Source organism: Planctomicrobium aquicomposti, from assembly GCF_051466325.1.
Taxonomy (GTDB): Bacteria; Planctomycetota; Planctomycetia; order Planctomycetales; family Planctomycetaceae; genus Planctomicrobium.
In genome coordinates, this window is the sequence record NZ_CP195792.1 from 4651718 (window position 1) to 4668279 (window position 16562).

Consider the following 16562-nt stretch of genomic DNA (forward strand, 5'->3'; position numbering starts at 1 on the left):
CCGAACCGGCAATGAGTGAGACCGGAACGAAAAAGATCGGCCCCTCTGACAAGACAGGCTTACTTCAGCTGCCCCTGAATCGGTTCAAGCCCGATCGCATCAAACTGACGGATATCGACCCGATAGGGACGCCCCGGCGTCTCGAAGCTGCCAATCCGCGAGAGACATTGCTGCAGCCGCAGCAGTTTCTGATCAACCGTCGGCTCCAGCGCATCGGCACCGGGGGGACGGCCCCAGATGATGCGACTACCCCCGACCGTTTCAATCTCCAGGTTGAGCTGTTCCGGTGTTGCGAAACGATTCGCAGCCGAAACCAGAATCGCCTTGCAGTGGAAACGGTTCCAGTACTTTTCCAGATCCTGTTCGGGAGCGAGAATCGCCGCCAGCTGGGCTCCCGCCCGCACGGCATTGTCTCCCCAGGGGAATCCCGCCGCTGACTGTGGCTGCGTCGTAATCCCTCGAATGAGAGGTAATCGTCCCGTCTCGCCGATCTTGAAGTCCGAGGGGGGTAACAGAATCCCTTCCCGGTCAACCGGGTAAAGCCCCTTATCAGTCGCCACAAACGCGACTGGCTGTCGATATTCGACTTCGATGCGCAGCCCGGGCGCATTGGTGATCTGCACCGATTTCACGGACTGGATCCACGGATGTTTGCTCCACGCTTCCGCCACTTCCTGACAGAGACGTGGTTCCAGTAACGACACCGTCTCCGGCAGATTGGCCCCCTCCCGCACCTGTTCGGCGATCGTCGACGGAACCCACGCCGTCGGGGCATTGATTTCGATCCGGTCCAGAGTGAACTGGTATTCCGGTTGCTCAACGAGATTCGGCAGGAGCCAGGGCAGATAGGGCACCAGCACCACGATGGCTGTGAAGAACGCAGCAATGATCAGCGTTCCCGGTCGAAACAGCCAGTTCCTCAGAAACGAGGGTGCAGCAGGCTCCCCTGCTCCTGCCGAGGGAGGACGCGCTGGTTTCCGGGATTTCGTCGAGTTTGCCGCCGCTGCCATGCGAATCACGGTGAGTGCACGAGGAAAGATGTTCACTGCATCGGCAGACCCGCGGTCCCCGGGCCTTTGATTCGCAGGAATTCAGCATGTCCCGATCAGCCGACACAATCGCGCAGACTGTCAGACTCACCACCGAGAATCGGTCTGCGGATCACGCACACCGTGCGGCCGGCAACGCTCCCGGCAACCGCGAACGCTGCGCGAGCGCAGAGACGATCATCTCCTCGCAGAGCTGGCTCATCGACCAACCCACACTGGCGGCAGCTTTCGGAGCCAGACTATGCGATGTCATTCCCGGAATCGTGTTCACTTCGAGCAACCACGGTTGTCCGGCGGGGTCGACACGCAGATCCACCCGGCAGAGGCCGTGGCAGCCCAGCGATTTCACCGCCCGTAACGACAGATCACGCACGCGGCGGGTCACCGTCTGCTGCGGGTCATCCATGATGTCATAACGTGTCTGCACATCGCTGTACTTCGCCGCGAAGTCGAAAAACGAATGTGGTGTGGAGATGCGAATCGGTGGCAGCACCAGATCGTCCAGCACGGAGACGGTCCATTCTTCTCCCGGAATCGCTCGTTCCATAAAGATTCGATGATCGAACTGCAGCGCTGCCTCCGCCGCTGCCGCGAGCTGCGAGGGCTCCGTCACCAGCGTGACCCCCAGACTCGATCCCTGTGCTTCCGGCTTGATGACGAGCGGATAACCAATCTGCCCGGCCAGCTGCTGCAGCTGTTCGGCCCCCGCCCCGGCAGGAATTTCCCGATAGACCGGAGTCGGCAGGTTCTCTTCCAGAAACATCACTTTCGCGGCCAGTTTGTGAAAGGCCCGTTCGGAGGCGAGTGCGGAGCTGCCGGTGTAGCAGACCTGCAACGCTTCCAGTTCCCGCTGCACCGCTCCATCTTCACCATGCGTCCCGTGCAGCGCCAGAAATGCGACGTCGACGTCGGTCCAGTTCAACTGGGCCAGTGGAATCAGAGAAGGATCGACCGGACTGACACGATGCCCCGCCAGCCGCAGCGAGGCCATCACATTGGCGGCGGATTGCAGACTGATTTCCCGCTCGGCAGAATCGCCGCCGAGCAAGACGGCAACATGGAGCGGTGTCAGTGACATGGGTGAAGTCCTGAAGATCGGAGAATCCGAATGACGCATTTCGCTGCGATCACGACAGCAGTCGTCGACGGCACGCTCTTCGAAAGAATCGGCAGCGGTCTGAGGACCACTCCAGCGGGGCGCGCTGCTGACGGTTGAATCGTCTGGAAAACCTGTCCGGATCAACCGGTTGTACCTGGCGAAAGAAAATTCTTGAGGCTCGACCTTTTGAACCCGAATGATATTCTGACAGCCAGACATCGCGGTTTTCCCTGCACTGACGACTGCAGGTCAAAACCCCAGCCATTCCGCTTTCGGTGACCGACAGGAACAGCCAATGATTTCGTTGCGGCGGATCTCTTTGCCGGACTTTGGCGCCGCCGATGAAATTCCCGCGCTCCCTGTCTCCACTTACTTGGAACGGCTCGCGCTGACGATCGACCGGATGCGGGTGGAAGGACTCGATGTTCTGGCGATTTATGCCGATCGCGAACACTCGGCGAATCTGAACTTTCTGATTGGTTTCGACCCCCGCTTCGAAGAAGCCCTGTTCCTGATGGACCGCTCGGGGAAGCGGCTGCTGCTCGTCGGGAACGAGTGTTCCGAGTTCCTCCCACGCGATGAGCTGCAGATCGAATCCGAACTCTTTCAGGAATTCAGTCTGCTTGGTCAACCGCGCGATAGTTCGCGACCGCTCCTCACGATTCTCAGAGACTTCGGAATCCGCGGTAGAACCGTCGTCGGCTGTGTCGGGTGGAAGTACTACGACCGGGCGAATTTCCACTCCCCCGAAACGACCATCGAGATCCCCTCTTACCTGGTCGACGCCTTTCGTCTGCTGACCGACGACAACGCGCAGGTGCGCAACGCCAATGCCCTGCTGATGAATCCTTACGATGGCCTGCGGCTCCGCAACTCCGTGCATCAGCTCGCCCGGTTCGAATACGCGGGAACAAAGACATCTGAAAGTATCCTGTCGGCACTGAAGCATTTGAAGGTGGGCTGCAGCGAGAAAATTCTCGAACGCTTTTACGACAGTGGTGGACTCCCCCTGAACTGCCATGCCATGGCGAGCTTCGGTGAAAAAGCGCGGCGTGAACTCGCCAGCCCTTCCGACACTCGCGCGAAATTGGGTGAACCGTATACGATGGCACTCGGTGTGGAAGGGGCCCTGACCCGCCGGGCGGGGATGATCGCCCGAGGTCCGGAAGAGTTGTCCGACAGCCTCAAGACGTTTTACCCGCAGTTTGCCAGCAACTACTTTGAAACGGTTGCCACGTGGTATGAAAGCATCGCTGTCGGTGCCAACGGCGGGGCGGTCTACGATCGTGTGCAGATGGTGACTCGCAAGGACCTGTTTCAATTGGCGCTGAATCCCGGCCACTACATTCATCTCGATGAATGGATGAGTACCCCGTTCTTTAAAGGGAGTCAGGCCACGCTCCCCTCGGGGGCTGCACTGCAGGCCGATCTGATTCCTCTTTCCAAGGGCCCGTTCTGCTGCGCCAACGCCGAAGATGGTGTCGCTCTGGCCGACGAAAAACTGCGTCAGGAGTTTGCCTCTACCTATCCCGCAGCCTGGAATCGGATTCAGCTCCGCCGGGCCTTCATGCGCGATACGCTGGGAATCAAGCTGGACCAGAGTGTGTTACCGCTGAGTAACATTCCCGGCTGGTTCGCCCCTTATGCACTCAACCGCGACTACGCATTCATCAAGCATTAGCGCCGGTTGCTCTCGAAGATGTCCGCGCTGTTCCCGATCGATCAACCGGAAATGCTCCGTCTGCGGCAGGGCGTTCGGCGCCCAGACACTTGAGTCCCCGCGGAGTTGCCGATCACTGGTCACCCTGCCAACCTTTCCGGGTGACAGGCCTGAACCGTTGGACTGCCATTAGGCTGACCTGAACGGGTTGTCGAATCTTTCTCACGACAGCAACCGCGCCGCAGAGGACTCCCCTCTCGCTCACCGATTGACGTGACGGAAACATCGCAGCAGCCACTCTAAAAACCTTTGAAAAATGCCCTTTTCCGGCGGGGAAATCGGAGCTGACAGGCAGATTCCCTGAGGAGCGCTGAACACCTTCTCCCGGCAGAGATCGGCAATTTCCGGTCGTTGCGGGGAGCATCCCGAGCGAATAAGCTCACGATTGGTCTCGATCTCGAGCACATGGCAGTGCCCGCACCGCGGAATTTTCGCTGGATCAACAGCACCACCCCGCGTCAGAAGATCGGGGCGATTGAAGCGCAAGTCGGCCGCTGCGTCTCTTGTCGCAAGACACGATAAGTGACAACGCGGCGCCCAGCTGTTGACGTTCACAGCTGCCTGCTCACTTCTCCTGGATTGAACATAAGCACCATGCCCGCACTTCCGACTCTCTCGATTCCCGCAACGATTGACAGCGTCGAGCAGCTGGATGACCTCCTGAGCCTGCCGTCAGAAGCCGCGGTGGCGGCGATGGGCCGCATGCAGGGGGACCTGCTTCTCCTCGGAATCGGCGGCAAGATGGGACCAACACTGGCACGCATGGCAGTCCGCGCGAGCGAGATGGCGGGGGTCCGTCGGCGGGTGATCGGCGTTTCGCGCTTCTCCAGCCCGGAACTGCCGGCGGAACTGAACCGCTGGGGAGTCGAGACCATTTCCTGCGATCTGGGAGATGAGAACGCCGTTCGCGCACTCCCCGATGTTGAAAATGTCATCTTCATGGCAGGCATGAAATTCGGCTCGTCCGGAAACCAGCCACTGACCTGGATGATGAACGTGGAAGTCCCTGTCATGGTCTGCCGGAAGTTTGCCCGCAGCAGAATCGTGGCCTTCTCCAGCGGGAATATCTACGGCTTATCCCCCGCCGTGCAGGGGGGGTCGCGTGAAGAAGATCCCCTCGCGCCTGTCGGCGAATATGCCATGTCGATCGTCGGCCGGGAGAGAATGTTCCAGCACTTCAGCCAGGCGCTCGGCATTCCCACCCTGCTCCTGCGATTGAACTATGCGACCGAACTGCGCTATGGCGTGCTCGTGGATCTGGCACTCACCATCTGGAATGAACAGCCGATCGACCTCTCGATGGGCACGCTGAATTCCATCTGGCAGGGGGACGCCAATGCCGCAACGCTGGCCGCGTTCGACCATGTCGACAGTCCGGCGCGAATTCTGAATCTGGCGGGTCCTGAACTGCTGAGTGTCCGCAGAATCGCCGAGGAACTGGGACAGCTGCTGGGAAAAACTCCGAAACTGCACGGTACCGAAGCCCCCGACGCGATTCTCAGCAATGGACAGCGCGGTCAACAGCTGTGGGGCTATCCGCGGGTCGGCCCATCCCAGATGCTGAGCTGGATTGCTCACTGGGTCCGAACCGGGGGGCGGCTGCACAACAAGCCGACTCACTTTGAATCCCGCGAAGGCAAATTCTGAAGCACTCGGCGCACTTTCCCGCCACCCTGAAGCTCTCTTCGATCGTCATGGAAACATCAGTTCGTCAATCGTTGTTGCAGGGCATGGCCATTCCGGCCTGTCCGCTCGCCCTGAACGCCAACCGCCAGCTGGATGAACGGCGCCAGCGGGCACTCTGCCGGTACTATCTGGCAGCGGGTGTCGGGGGACTGGCTGTGGGCGTGCATACCACGCAGTTCGCCATCCGTGATCCGCAGGTCGGTCTGTTCGAGCCGGTCCTGTCCATCGCGGCAGAGGAACTCAAGCGGAGTGCGCGACCGGTGGTCCGGATCGCCGGGATCTGCGGACCGACACGGCAGGCGGTCGCGGAAGCCGAATTACTGCAGCGGCTGGACTATCAGGCGGGATTGCTCAGCCTGGCCGCACTCAAGGATGCCGACGAAGCGCAGCTGCTCGAACATTGCCGGATCATCGCAGAGAGGATTCCGGTCGTTGGCTTCTATCTGCAGCCGGCAGTCGGGGGGCGTGTCCTGTCGTACTCCTTCTGGCGGCGGTTTATGGAGATTGAAAATGTGGTGGCCATCAAGATGGCCCCCTTCAACCGCTATCAGACATTCGACGTGGTGCGGGCAGTCGCCGACTCCGGTCGAACAGACATCGCCCTGTACACAGGGAACGATGACAACATCGTCCTCGATCTGCTGACCCCCTTCCCGGCGAAAGAGGGGGCCAAAGAACTGCGGATCGTCGGCGGTTTACTGGGGCACTGGTCCGTCTGGACGCAGCGTGCCGTCGAGCTGCAGGCGACCTGCCGACAGCTCTCCCTGTCCGGACGGAGCATTCCCCCTGCCATTCTCCGGCTGGCGATTGAGGTCACCGACTCCAACGCCGCCTTCTTCGATGCCGCCAACGGCTTTGCCGGATGCATCGCCGGGCTGCATGAAGTGCTTCGTCGACAGGGACTACTGGAAGGGATCTGGTGCCTCGATCCCCATGAGACCCTCAGCCCGGGTCAGGCGGCGGAGATCGACCGGGTCTACCGCGATTATCCCCATCTGCACGATGATGATTTCGTCGCCGAACATCGCGATGAGTGGCTGAACGGTTAGAGTCGGTTGCTCTTTCCAGTTTCGGGCAACAGGCGCTTCGTCTGGTCCATGCTCCTTGTGCAGAGACTGGGGAAGCATTCGGCTTCGGAAGCAGATCCGGCAACTCGGCCTACGGCGAAGACTGCGGCCACCAGCGGCTGAGCCACGGAGCACGTACCTTGTGAGCGACCCGCTCGGAACGGGGTGAAACCACATGGGCCGCCGGGGCGCATTCCGTGGCCACGCAGTCCACCGGAGCGTCGCACGGAGCTCCATAGACCGGCAGAGGCTCTGCGGGAAGCATCGACGGTTTACGGGAGTCGGGGAGAGGTTCGGGTTCTGGGAGATACAACGTGTTGCCGCTCGATGTCCCGGCGGGTGTCGGGCTGAGATCCCGCTGCTGTTCGCCCGCTGCCAGAATCGTCTCTCCCGCGGGACGCCGAAAGAACGTGCGGGCCTGGGGAAACGCAATTCCAAAGAGCCGCTGCGGCTCGGACAGTGGCTGTGGTTGGGTGGCCGGTCGCTCCGGAATTGTCGCGGCAGCCGGTTCGGCCAGCACTTCACCCGGGGCGATCGTCTCGATCCGCTGTTCGAAAACAACCGGCGATCGGCGCGAGGGGGAGTGCGGTTTCGGTTCGGCTGCCAGGAGAGCTGAACTCAGGCAGAGTCCCCCTCCCAGCAGTCCGTAAAAGTCTCGGCGTCGCATCGTCAACAAAGTCTTCCGGGCTATGACCTGAAGAGTTCCAAATTCTGCCGTTGCAGGTGCACCTCGAGCCGTTGGCTCGTGCCGATCCTCACACCGCGCGTCTCGCGATCGATCATCACACCACTCCGCGTGGTGAGAACGGTCAGATCAACAATCAAAGTGCTCGATTCGCGAGGAATCGACCTCTGCACAGGCTGCAGGCTGTCAGGACCGGGAACCGGTCGGCATCGATGAGTCCCTGTCCGCGAGAGCCATCCCCCCAGTCGGCGCCCCGAGCAGTCACCCGCTCCGCAGGCACTGGTGGAGCAACCTGCTCTAGGCATCGGAAATCGGGGAATTGGAGGGATACACGCGACCGCCCGAATCGGCATTCCCCCAGCATTCCGCACCACTTGGACGCTACAATCGGAATAAAGCGAGTGATTCGAATTGCAGCAGGCTTACGCGTTCTCTCCACCACGCCCGGGATTTCACGATCCAAAAGTGTCCGAGTATCGAGAGTTACAACGCAACGGCGAGCCGCCCCCACATTTCCAACCGACGCAACCACTGAGGACAAAAGTGGTTAAAACGCAATTCCACAAAACGGATCAGGAAGCGCTTCGTCCGCACATTGACGCTCCCTGCCCCGGGTGCGAGACTCGAAGCAGTCCTCCCCATGACCTGTCCTCGCAGGAAACGGAAGCATGTCAACCAGTTGCGGACACCACTCCCATTCCGGGCCCGCGCCGACACAGCTGACCTGGCGGCTGGGGGGCACCCTCGGGCTGGTCACGCTCTATTTTCTGGCGGAACTGATCGGCGGTTTCTGGACCGGCTCCCTGTCGCTGCTGGCCGATGCCGCCCATATGTTCTCTGATATGGCGGCTCTGGCCCTCAGCCTGTTTGCCGCCCACATGGCGACCCGCAAACCGACCGTCCAGCAGACATTTGGACACCTGCGCGCCGAGATCCTGGCGGCGCTCGCCAACGGGGCACTGCTCTTTGTCGTCGCCGGGGGTGTCATCCATGAGGCGTATGAACGGTTCTCCAGCCCCCAGCCGATTCTGGCCGGGCCGATGCTCGGAATTGCTCTCGGCGGACTCGCCGTGAATCTGCTCAGCATGGCGGTGCTTCACGGAGGGCGGGAACACAATCTGAATCTGCAGGGGGCCTGGCTGCACGCACTGGGGGATGCGCTGGGGAGCATCGGTGTGATCGCTGCGGCGGCCCTGATCTGGATCTTCGGCTGGACGTGGGCCGACCCGCTGGCGTCCGTGCTCGTCTGCCTGCTGATCCTGTACTCCGCCTGGCAACTGGTTGCCGATGCCGTCCGCATTCTGATGGAATACGCCCCACGCGACATCGATGTGGAACATGTAAAGAAACAACTGCTCTCGGTCGACCATGTGGCGGAGATTCACTGCCTACATGTCTGGACCATCGCCAGCGGTCTCCGCGCCATGTCGGCCCATATCGTAGCGACCAGCGACCGCGTGGAACTCACACAGTTACAAAGCGTCCTGCGAAAGCAGTTTTCGCTCGACCACATTACCCTGCAGGTCGAGGTGCAGGGGGTCTCTACCTGTCAGGAGCAGTTGGTCGCCGACTGCCTGCTGGGGCCCACGCTCCGACACGTCCATTGAATAGCACTGCGGTTCCGCCGGACATGAAAAAAGTCGCCTCCGGACATTCCGCAGGCGACTTTTCGAGGGGAGCATCTTTTTGTTTCGGAAATGGAGTTTGCATCACCCCATTATCGAACGCTCTCGTTTCCGCTGGATGCGAATGTCAGCCAAGAGGCCGCCACCTGCTGCAGATTCTCGCTGACACTGCGAAGCCCCGAATCGGCGAGCAGTTCTTCAAACAGCCCCGCCGGAACAGCGGCCGACGTGACCGGCGATTCATTCACGGGCAATTGGACATCAGCCCGATCTTTGGATTCTTCTTCCCGACCTTCGGGGCGAGGGCCGGGACGATCTCCCTCCGGACGCGGACCACGTTCCGGACGACCTTCCGGGCGAGGACCACGCTCACCACGCCCTTCACCTTCCCGACGGGGACCCGGGCCGGGGCGATCTCCCTCAGGACGGGGACCACGTTCCGGACGACCTTCCGGGCGAGGACCATGCTCGCCACGGGCTTCACCTTCCCGACGGGGACCGGGGCCGGGGCGATCTCCCTCAGGACGGGGACCACGTTCCGGACGACCTTCCGGGCGAGGACCATGCTCACCACGGGCTTCACCTTCCCGACGGGGACTGGGGCCGGGGCGATCTCCTTCAGGACGGGAACCACGTTCCGGACGACCTTCCGGGCGAGGACCATGCTCACCACGGGCTTCACCTTCCCAACGGGGACCGGGGCCGGGGCGATCTCCCTCAGGACGGGGACCACGTTCCGGACGACCTTCCGGGCGAGGACCATGCTCACCACGGGCTTCACCTTCCCGACGGGGACCGGGGCCAGGACGATCTCCTTCAGGACGGGGACCACGTTCCGGACGCGGACCATGCTCACCACGCCCTTCACCTCCCCAACGGGGACCGGGGCGACCCGCGCCTCGTTCAAACTGCGTGAAGTGGAATCGACGGAAGTCTCCCCGACCTGGGCCCGCAAAACGGTTCGCCTGAAAACGACCGCGTCCAAATTCAGGCCGAGCCATCGGACGGTAACCACCGAAGTCCCGTCCGAATCCCCGCTGACCACTAAAAGGGGCCCGGTCATGCGAGAACCGGCCGTAGCCACCACGGAAGGCGAACGAGGGACGTTCGAAGCCACGGCCACGCGGAGCGAATCCACGCGGTCCGCCCCCGAAGCCTCGTCCAGAGGCAAACGAAGGTCGACCTCCGCGACCACGCTGCCCGAAGGCAGGACGACCCCCTCCGAATCCTCCCCGACCGCGAGCGGCGGTCCGGTGCTGTGACTTCATTTTCTTGCCGGCCTTGGCAAACTCTTCCCGGCTGATGGAGCCATCGCCATTGGCATCGAGCCGGTCAAACAGCGACTTGTGCTGTCGGCGACCTTTTGCTTTTTCGTGTTTCTTCGGGGCCGCCTGTTCGGTGGTCCCCTTCTTCGCTTCCGGCTTCTTCACTTCCGGCTCATCGGCTGCGAGGGCCAGTGTCGTCATCGACAACATGGCGATCAACGCGGGGGTGACTCTGGACACTGTGCGCACGATCTCTCTCCTTGAACGCTGGGGGACACTCCGCGCAATCGACGGATCAGGCCGACGGGCCCGCTGGATTTTCATCAAGAATGGGGATGAGCCGTGGAGCCCGGCTCGTAGCTGTCACAATAAACCCCGCTCGTTCGGCGGTGGTTTCGCGAAATCACGAAATTCTTCCCAAAGTCCCCCTCCGCCAGCAGACCCGGTTCATCCGCAGTGAGTAGACACTCGTTTCCTCAATACAGACACTGGAGCAGATTCGCTTTTGATGTCCCCGTTCTCGCCACGCGGAAATGAGCCTTTCATCAGACGAAACGCTCACTGCGCGGGCACAGGAAAGTGCCACCTGCTTTAGAAAAGTCTTTCCGGGAGAACCTGGTGCCGTTGCCCAAGAACTGGCTGCTCAAACCGATACTGGCGCCGATCCTGCGACCACTCGTGCGGCTGCTGGTCGGCCTGCTGGCCATTCCCCTGCTCCGCTCCATTCGCAATCGCTATCGCCCGGACGCCGCAATTGACAGCGAACTGGAAAAGGACATCGAACAGTGGACCCGCGCATCACTCGTGTTGCTGCTGGCGACCAAAAACGTCGAAGCCGCTATCTCGGATTTCCTGCATCTGGAGTTCTCACTGACGCTGAACGAGAACAACTGGCTGATCGCAGCGGGCCGCTTGCTATTGGCCATCGGCGTGGTGGAGTCGATGCCGGACCAGCAACTTTTCTCCATCATTCACCCGGGGCCCCCGCCCCTGAAATGGCGCAAAGGTCTCTCCCTCTGGCAGAACCTCAAAATCTATACCCGGCCCTTCCTCAAAGGGATCGCCTGCCAGCACCTGAACCGGTCTTCCCCTGTGTTTGCGATCATGACGACGATCTTTTCCGGGCCCGTGGGGTGGGCCTGCTATTTCCTCGCGATTACGCAGTATCTGATTATCGGGCTGGTCACATCGCGGGACAAAGCACTCGATGTCCTGTCGGAGTTCGACCGGCAGGTCGCCCGTCGCCGCCGCGAGATCGAACTGGAATTCGCCATTCCCCCGGTCACGCCCTCTCACTCCCCCGAACCCGCACTCCCCCGTCCGGCGGTCGAGAAAACGGACCCTGCCGCCTGACGCTTTTAATTTTCGCGAGGGGACCGATTCCAGCTCGGCGGGAACCTGTTGATCGACGGTACAGATGCTTAGAATGTCCCGCATGAACCACAATGTGATCAGTCTGGAATGGCACGGAGATGCTCTGGTCGTAGTGGCCTCGGGCGCCGTGGAAACCTTGAAATGGGACATCGTCGAGCAGGCTGCTGACATCGTGCTCGATCCGATTCGCGAACAGAAAGCGCCGATGGTGGTGTTCGATCTGTCGCAGGTGTCTTATTTTGGATCAGTTTTCATGGCAATGCTGGTCCGCTGCCACAAACTGGTCCGGATGCGGGGGGGCGTGATGGTGTTGTGCGGGGTTCACCGCCTCGCCCGCGAGCTGCTGCACACGACCGCTCTGGACACCCTCTGGGCGATATACGACACTCGCGAAGAAGCTCTGGAAGCGATCGGGGCCTGAGTCCCTCGTCACCGGAATTTCGACCGGTCCGGAGTCGCGAGCCACTCCCCCGGCGAGGTGTCACGGTGTTTCAGCGCGCATCGCAGATCAGACGCGGGACGTTCTGTCGCCTGGACATCAGTCGTATTTGAAATTCGCTCGAGGAACGTGAAACGAAGACCACGCGCAGCCTGTTGCCGCGTCTGTCTCGTGAAGGATTGTTTGCATGTCGAAGGATCGCCCCCGGCGGATGGCTCCGCCCGATGTCTCCGAAGAATTGCCGCTGACGACGGAGCATTTTGCTGACGATGTCCGCACTCAGCATCTCGTCGACGAAATCAAGCGGACGGCGGACAAGTTTGCCCGCGATCAGGCGACGCGGGGCGACATGAAACTCGTGTCCCGCGCGCTGCGGGAACTGCGCTATGCCCTCAAGGTCTTCACCCCCTACCGTCGCCACCGCAAGGTGACGGTCTTCGGATCTGCCCGACTCAAGCCGGATCATCCCGCTTACATTTCAGCGCTGGAATTCGGCCGTCTCGCCGCCGAAGCAGGATGGTACGTCGTGACCGGCGCTGGTGGGGGTATCATGGAAGCGGCCCACGTCGGCGCCGGCCGCAAGATGTCGATGGGGCTGAATATCATTCTCCCCTTCGAACAGGACGCCAACTACGTCATCTCGAAGGATGAGAAGCTCGTCAACCTGCGGTACTTCTTTACCCGCAAGCTGATGTTCGTCAAAGAGGTCCACGCCGTCGTCCTCTTCCCCGGCGGCTTCGGCACACAGGATGAGCTGTACGAGACCCTCACGCTGATTCAGACCGGCAAGCGTGAACTGATGCCGATCATCCTGGTCGATCCTCCCGGAGGGACGTACTGGAAGAACTGGCTGAACTTCGTCGTCGAGAATATGCGTGACACGGCGCTGATCTCACCCGATGATCTGTCCCTGTTCAAAGTCACCGACGATCCGCAGGAAGCGTTTCATGAGATGATCCGCTTCTACTGCGTCTATAACAGCATGCGGTATGTACGGGACAAACTGTATCTGCGGCTGCATGTCGCTCCGCCCCAGGAGTTCATCGATCGGCTCAACACCGAGTTTCAGGACATCATCGCGTCTGGAAAAATTGAACTCGTGAAACCGCACGAGCTGGAGCGGGAAGACGAGCACCTCGCCGACCTGCCCCGGCTGGCGTTCCGGTTCAACAGGCATGGCTTCAGCCGTCTGCGTCAGATGGTTGACCTGATCAACGACGAACTCGGCAAGTGTTAGAGCGTCTTCGCGGTTGACAGACCAGCTCTCACCATACGGACGTGTACATGCCTCATCCGCACAGCCTGCTGCGCGGGAAGCTGCTGCGAGGGAAGTTGCTGCGATCGATCACAGGCGCAACGCTCCCTGCGAGTCCGGAGGACGAAAGAGCCGGCTCTACTTCCGCTCCCAGATCACCAGGCACGACTGCGGCTGGCCATTGATGACCCGCCGCACTTTCATGACGATCGAAGACTGATCCCGCAGCTCGTGCAGGACGCTGTCCAGTTCTTCCGTCGTCTGCACCGGCTGTCGTCCCACTTCTTCGATCAGATCGTAGAGCTGCAGTCCCTCATCACCTTGTCCGGGACTCACCCGTTTGACGACCACTCCCCGACTCCCGGGAGTGTAGCCCAGCTGCAAGGCAAGCGACTGATCGAGCTGAAAAACCGACAGTTGCGTGCTGCGCATCGGTCGGAAGGGAGTGATCGGCAACACCTCTTCGGGCAGCGCACTCTGCTGCCCGCGCTCAGCGATGGTCACCGTGAGAACTTCTTTGCGACCGTTCCGCAGCACGATCATGCGGACCGGCTTGTTGACCGGCGTCAGGCTGACGCGGTTGATGAGGTCGTTCTCGTCTTCCACGTCGATGCCGTCGAAGTTGAGAATAATGTCGTCGATCCGGACACCGGCGAGAGCGGCGGGAGTCCGTTCCGTCACCTTGACGACGCGGGCGCCGTATTTCCGTTCGAGGGAATAGCGGCGAGCAGCTGCAGCATCGAACCGGTCATCCAGTTCCACTCCCAGAAAACCGCGCCGCACCCGTCCATTCTCGATCAGCTGATCGACAATGAACTGCACGAGGTTGCTGGGAATACTGAAGCCGATCCCTTCGTTCCCCCCTCCCTGTGAAGCGATAGCGGTGTTGATGCCGATGACGCGGCCATTGAGGTCAATCAGAGGACCACCGCTGTTCCCGGGATTGATGGCAGCATCGGTCTGCAGAAAATCCTGATTGATGACCCGCACTTTTCCGCTGGGAAGCTCCAGTGAACGGCGTCCCTTGGCACTGATGATTCCGAGCGTCACTGACTGGCTCAGTCCGAACGGACTTCCCATCGCCATCACGAAGTGGCCGATTTCGAGGTTGTCACTGTCGCCGAACTGGGCTGCTTCGATTCCCGGATCGTTGACGCGCAGCACGGCCAGATCACTGAAGGGATCTTCCAGCTTGGCGGTGGGATAGATAATGCGTCCGTCGTGCAGCAGAATTTCGATCTGATTCAGCGAAGCATCGCCGACGACGTGGCGGTTGGTGACAATGAAGACCCCTGCGACGCGCGGGCTTTTCATCAACACACCGGAACCGGTCTCTTCAACCGTTCCCGATTTGCCTTCGTGCCTGCTGTCGATGTTCACAACGGCGGGTGTCACCCGCGCTGCCACGATTGAGAGATGACGGCCCGCCTGCTTGAGGGCCTCTGCTGCCTCGTCTCCCCCGGCAGGGGTTGCATAGGCAATCGGCTTGCGCTGGAGATGACCGGGGGGGAGATCCGCCGCCACCACGGCACCCGCGGACGACCAGCCAATCAGAGCAGACAGACAGGCAGCAGCGCCCCGGGCGCGAAGTGACAGTGTCATCATAGAATTCTGTTTTCCAATTCAGTCCGATTCGAGCTGAATGTCGCGCATGGTCAACTCGCGATCGTTCTCCCGCGCTTGAAATTCCCAGGCCGATTCCCAGTCCGGCTGATCCGAAATCCGGGATCGGCGGGCCTCGAACTTCCTCTGACAACCGACACAGCAGGTCGTGTGCGGGAGCGCCTGCAACCGGGCCACGGGAATCCGCTCCCGGCAGCGCTCGCATTGACCATACGTCCCGTTGTGGATCGATTCAATCGCTTTTTCAATGCGAACCAGTTCCCGACTCTCCAGCGAAACGAGTTGCGACTCCAGTTCTCGCTCGACGTCGTAGTTGGCGATGTCGCCCGAGTCTTTGCCGATGTCGATGTGGCTGTCGATTGTGGGCAACGACAACTTCCGACGCAGGTCATCGCGTTGGGCAATCAATCGTTCGTGCAGTCTCAGCAGAGCGTCTTTCCGGGCCATGTCCAATCCTCGTCATCTCAAAGCGATCAAGTCGCTGAACGTCGATTCTGGGAAGGGATGTCGTCGACATCCGACTTCAGGGGAAGAAAACCTCCGAATTCTACGTCTCAGCGATTTTTGACGAGGACAAAACTCGAACGGATTTCTAAATACCGTTGCAACAATGAGTTACAACAAGCCCAAACGACTCCCGCTGCGCAGGTGTCGACTGACTGTGTCCGCAGCCGTCCTGTTCATTGGGTCGGTTCGTCCCGCGGTGGACGTCGATCTTTTTCGACGGGACGCCTAAAAGCGACACAACCCGGGAAGTCCACGGGGTGCGGGAGGCGTTCTGATCGCTGAGACCGGAAGAACCGGCCTTATCGCGCTGAGAGATGGCGCGGAGCAAACGGGTTGGTCGACTCGACTCCGGCCGAGGACCGATGGCTGGCGGGGACCACCTGGTCCGCCTTTTCTTCCGGCACGCTGTGCAGCGATTCTCCCGGAGCCTTGGCGCGGGTCGCCCGTAAATGCGCCAGCCAATTCTGAGCCTGAGTCAGTTCTGGCTTCTTGTTCACGGCAATCAGGAAATGCCGCTCGGCATCGTCCAGCCGTCCTTCTTCCTGCAGAATCAGGCCGACGTTGTAGTGGGCTTCCGCGTCGCCAATCGTCCTGATGAAGTGCGGGAGCGCCGCATCGACATCCCCTTTATGAACGAGGGAGACCGCCAGCTGGTACCGGTAACGGGTCTCGTTGGGAGAGGCGAGCATCGCCTTGGTCAGCGGGCTGATCGATTCTTCCCACTTCTGCTGGGAGGCGTAGAACATCCCCAGTGTGAACTGTGCTTCCGCATTGTCGGGAGCGGCCTTGATCGCCTTTTTCAGGTGTTTTTCCGCGTTCGCAGCTCCACCGAGCTGCATTTCCATGCGGGCCGCACCAATCAGGGCCTCCACATTGCGGGAGTCGTCTTCCAGTGCCGAGAGGTAATGGGTGCGGGCTTCCGGATATTTGCCCGACTCTTCCATCAGCCGGGCATAGGCCAGCTTCAGCTTCTCGGGGTGCTTCGGCTCGGGCAGCATTTCTTCCGCTTCACGCGAGAACGAAGCCTGCTCCACTTTCGACTTATTGAGATTCCGAAACGAGAACGTGGCACCTTCCGGAGAGATGGAAATACAGCCAGCCGCGGTGAACGACAGCACGCATCCAGCGGCTAAAGCCTTCCACGTCGCAGCGGTGTGCACCACTTGTT

At 60.7% G+C, this 16562-nt stretch carries 14 protein-coding genes; 7 read left to right on the top strand and 7 right to left on the bottom strand.

Annotation, left to right across the window (positions count from 1 at the left end):
- Nucleotides 1-59: 59 nt before the first annotated feature.
- On the bottom strand, nt 60-1010 hold the full coding sequence (locus SH664x_RS17890) for a cell division protein FtsQ/DivIB (RefSeq protein ID WP_437203199.1): 951 nt from the start codon (nt 1008-1010) through the stop codon (nt 60-62).
- Between the two features lie 151 nt (nt 1011-1161).
- Nucleotides 1162-2127, bottom strand: coding sequence for a D-alanine--D-alanine ligase family protein (locus SH664x_RS17895; protein WP_437203201.1), 966 nt, complete (start codon nt 2125-2127; stop codon nt 1162-1164).
- 316 nt (nt 2128-2443) lie between these two features.
- Between SH664x_RS17895 and SH664x_RS17900 the strand changes: the two genes are divergently transcribed.
- From SH664x_RS17900 to SH664x_RS17910, 3 genes are all read left to right on the top strand, one after another.
- Nucleotides 2444-3829: an aminopeptidase P family N-terminal domain-containing protein gene (locus SH664x_RS17900; protein WP_437203203.1), complete on the top strand. Its 1386-nt coding sequence runs from the start codon at nt 2444-2446 to the stop codon at nt 3827-3829.
- A gap of 633 nt (nt 3830-4462) precedes the next feature.
- Nucleotides 4463-5515, top strand: coding sequence for an NAD-dependent epimerase/dehydratase family protein (locus tag SH664x_RS17905; protein WP_437203205.1), 1053 nt, complete (start codon nt 4463-4465; stop codon nt 5513-5515).
- A 47-nt stretch (nt 5516-5562) separates the two neighbouring features.
- Nucleotides 5563-6603, top strand: a complete 1041-nt coding sequence (locus SH664x_RS17910) for a dihydrodipicolinate synthase family protein (RefSeq protein WP_437203207.1) — start codon at nt 5563-5565, stop codon at nt 6601-6603.
- 109 nt (nt 6604-6712) lie between these two features.
- On the opposite strand, the gene SH664x_RS17915 is transcribed toward SH664x_RS17910, so the two are convergent.
- Nucleotides 6713-7288, bottom strand: a complete 576-nt coding sequence (locus SH664x_RS17915; RefSeq protein ID WP_437203208.1) for a hypothetical protein — start codon at nt 7286-7288, stop codon at nt 6713-6715.
- A 686-nt stretch (nt 7289-7974) separates the two neighbouring features.
- On the opposite strand from SH664x_RS17915, the gene SH664x_RS17920 reads away from it, so the two are divergent.
- A complete protein-coding gene (locus SH664x_RS17920) occupies nt 7975-8913 on the top strand; it encodes a cation diffusion facilitator family transporter (RefSeq protein WP_437203210.1) in 939 nt (312 codons plus the stop codon).
- Nucleotides 8914-9023: 110 nt separating this feature from the next.
- Here SH664x_RS17920 and SH664x_RS17925 read toward each other — a convergent pair whose 3' ends face one another.
- Entirely contained in the window at nt 9024-10445 is a 1422-nt protein-coding gene (locus SH664x_RS17925) for a hypothetical protein (RefSeq protein WP_437203212.1), read from the bottom strand.
- Between the two features lie 369 nt (nt 10446-10814).
- Between SH664x_RS17925 and SH664x_RS17930 the strand changes: the two genes are divergently transcribed.
- The 3 genes from SH664x_RS17930 (at nt 10815) to SH664x_RS17940 (ending at nt 13246) form a co-directional block, all read left to right on the top strand.
- Entirely contained in the window at nt 10815-11549 is a 735-nt protein-coding gene (locus tag SH664x_RS17930) for a DNA topoisomerase I (RefSeq protein ID WP_437203214.1), read from the top strand.
- 82 nt (nt 11550-11631) lie between these two features.
- Complete coding sequence (locus SH664x_RS17935) at nt 11632-11991, top strand: STAS domain-containing protein (protein WP_437203216.1); 360 nt, start codon at nt 11632-11634, stop codon at nt 11989-11991.
- 205 nt (nt 11992-12196) lie between these two features.
- A complete protein-coding gene (locus SH664x_RS17940; RefSeq protein ID WP_437203218.1) occupies nt 12197-13246 on the top strand; it encodes a TIGR00730 family Rossman fold protein in 1050 nt (349 codons plus the stop codon).
- A 156-nt stretch (nt 13247-13402) separates the two neighbouring features.
- Here the strand turns inward: SH664x_RS17940 and SH664x_RS17945 are convergent, their stop codons facing one another.
- From SH664x_RS17945 to SH664x_RS17955, 3 genes are all read right to left on the bottom strand, one after another.
- Nucleotides 13403-14869, bottom strand: a complete 1467-nt coding sequence (locus tag SH664x_RS17945; RefSeq protein WP_437203219.1) for a trypsin-like peptidase domain-containing protein — start codon at nt 14867-14869, stop codon at nt 13403-13405.
- 18 nt (nt 14870-14887) lie between these two features.
- The gene (locus tag SH664x_RS17950; RefSeq protein ID WP_437203221.1) at nt 14888-15334 is read right to left on the bottom strand and encodes a TraR/DksA family transcriptional regulator; all 447 of its coding nucleotides are present in this window, start codon (nt 15332-15334) and stop codon (nt 14888-14890) included.
- Between the two features lie 359 nt (nt 15335-15693).
- Entirely contained in the window at nt 15694-16557 is an 864-nt protein-coding gene (locus SH664x_RS17955) for a tetratricopeptide repeat protein (RefSeq protein ID WP_437203223.1), read from the bottom strand.
- Nucleotides 16558-16562: the final 5 nt, after the last annotated feature.

Coding starts and splice junctions, on each gene's coding strand:
- SH664x_RS17890 (WP_437203199.1), bottom strand. CDS start 1,010: ATGGCAGCGGCGGCAAACTCGACGAAATCCCGGAAACCAGCGCGTCCT.
- SH664x_RS17895 (WP_437203201.1), bottom strand. CDS start 2,127: ATGTCACTGACACCGCTCCATGTTGCCGTCTTGCTCGGCGGCGATTCT.
- SH664x_RS17900 (WP_437203203.1), top strand. CDS start 2,444: ATGATTTCGTTGCGGCGGATCTCTTTGCCGGACTTTGGCGCCGCCGAT.
- SH664x_RS17905 (WP_437203205.1), top strand. CDS start 4,463: ATGCCCGCACTTCCGACTCTCTCGATTCCCGCAACGATTGACAGCGTC.
- SH664x_RS17910 (WP_437203207.1), top strand. CDS start 5,563: ATGGAAACATCAGTTCGTCAATCGTTGTTGCAGGGCATGGCCATTCCG.
- SH664x_RS17915 (WP_437203208.1), bottom strand. CDS start 7,288: ATGCGACGCCGAGACTTTTACGGACTGCTGGGAGGGGGACTCTGCCTG.
- SH664x_RS17920 (WP_437203210.1), top strand. CDS start 7,975: ATGTCAACCAGTTGCGGACACCACTCCCATTCCGGGCCCGCGCCGACA.
- SH664x_RS17935 (WP_437203216.1), top strand. CDS start 11,632: ATGAACCACAATGTGATCAGTCTGGAATGGCACGGAGATGCTCTGGTC.
- SH664x_RS17940 (WP_437203218.1), top strand. CDS start 12,197: ATGTCGAAGGATCGCCCCCGGCGGATGGCTCCGCCCGATGTCTCCGAA.
- SH664x_RS17945 (WP_437203219.1), bottom strand. CDS start 14,869: ATGATGACACTGTCACTTCGCGCCCGGGGCGCTGCTGCCTGTCTGTCT.
- SH664x_RS17950 (WP_437203221.1), bottom strand. CDS start 15,334: ATGGCCCGGAAAGACGCTCTGCTGAGACTGCACGAACGATTGATTGCC.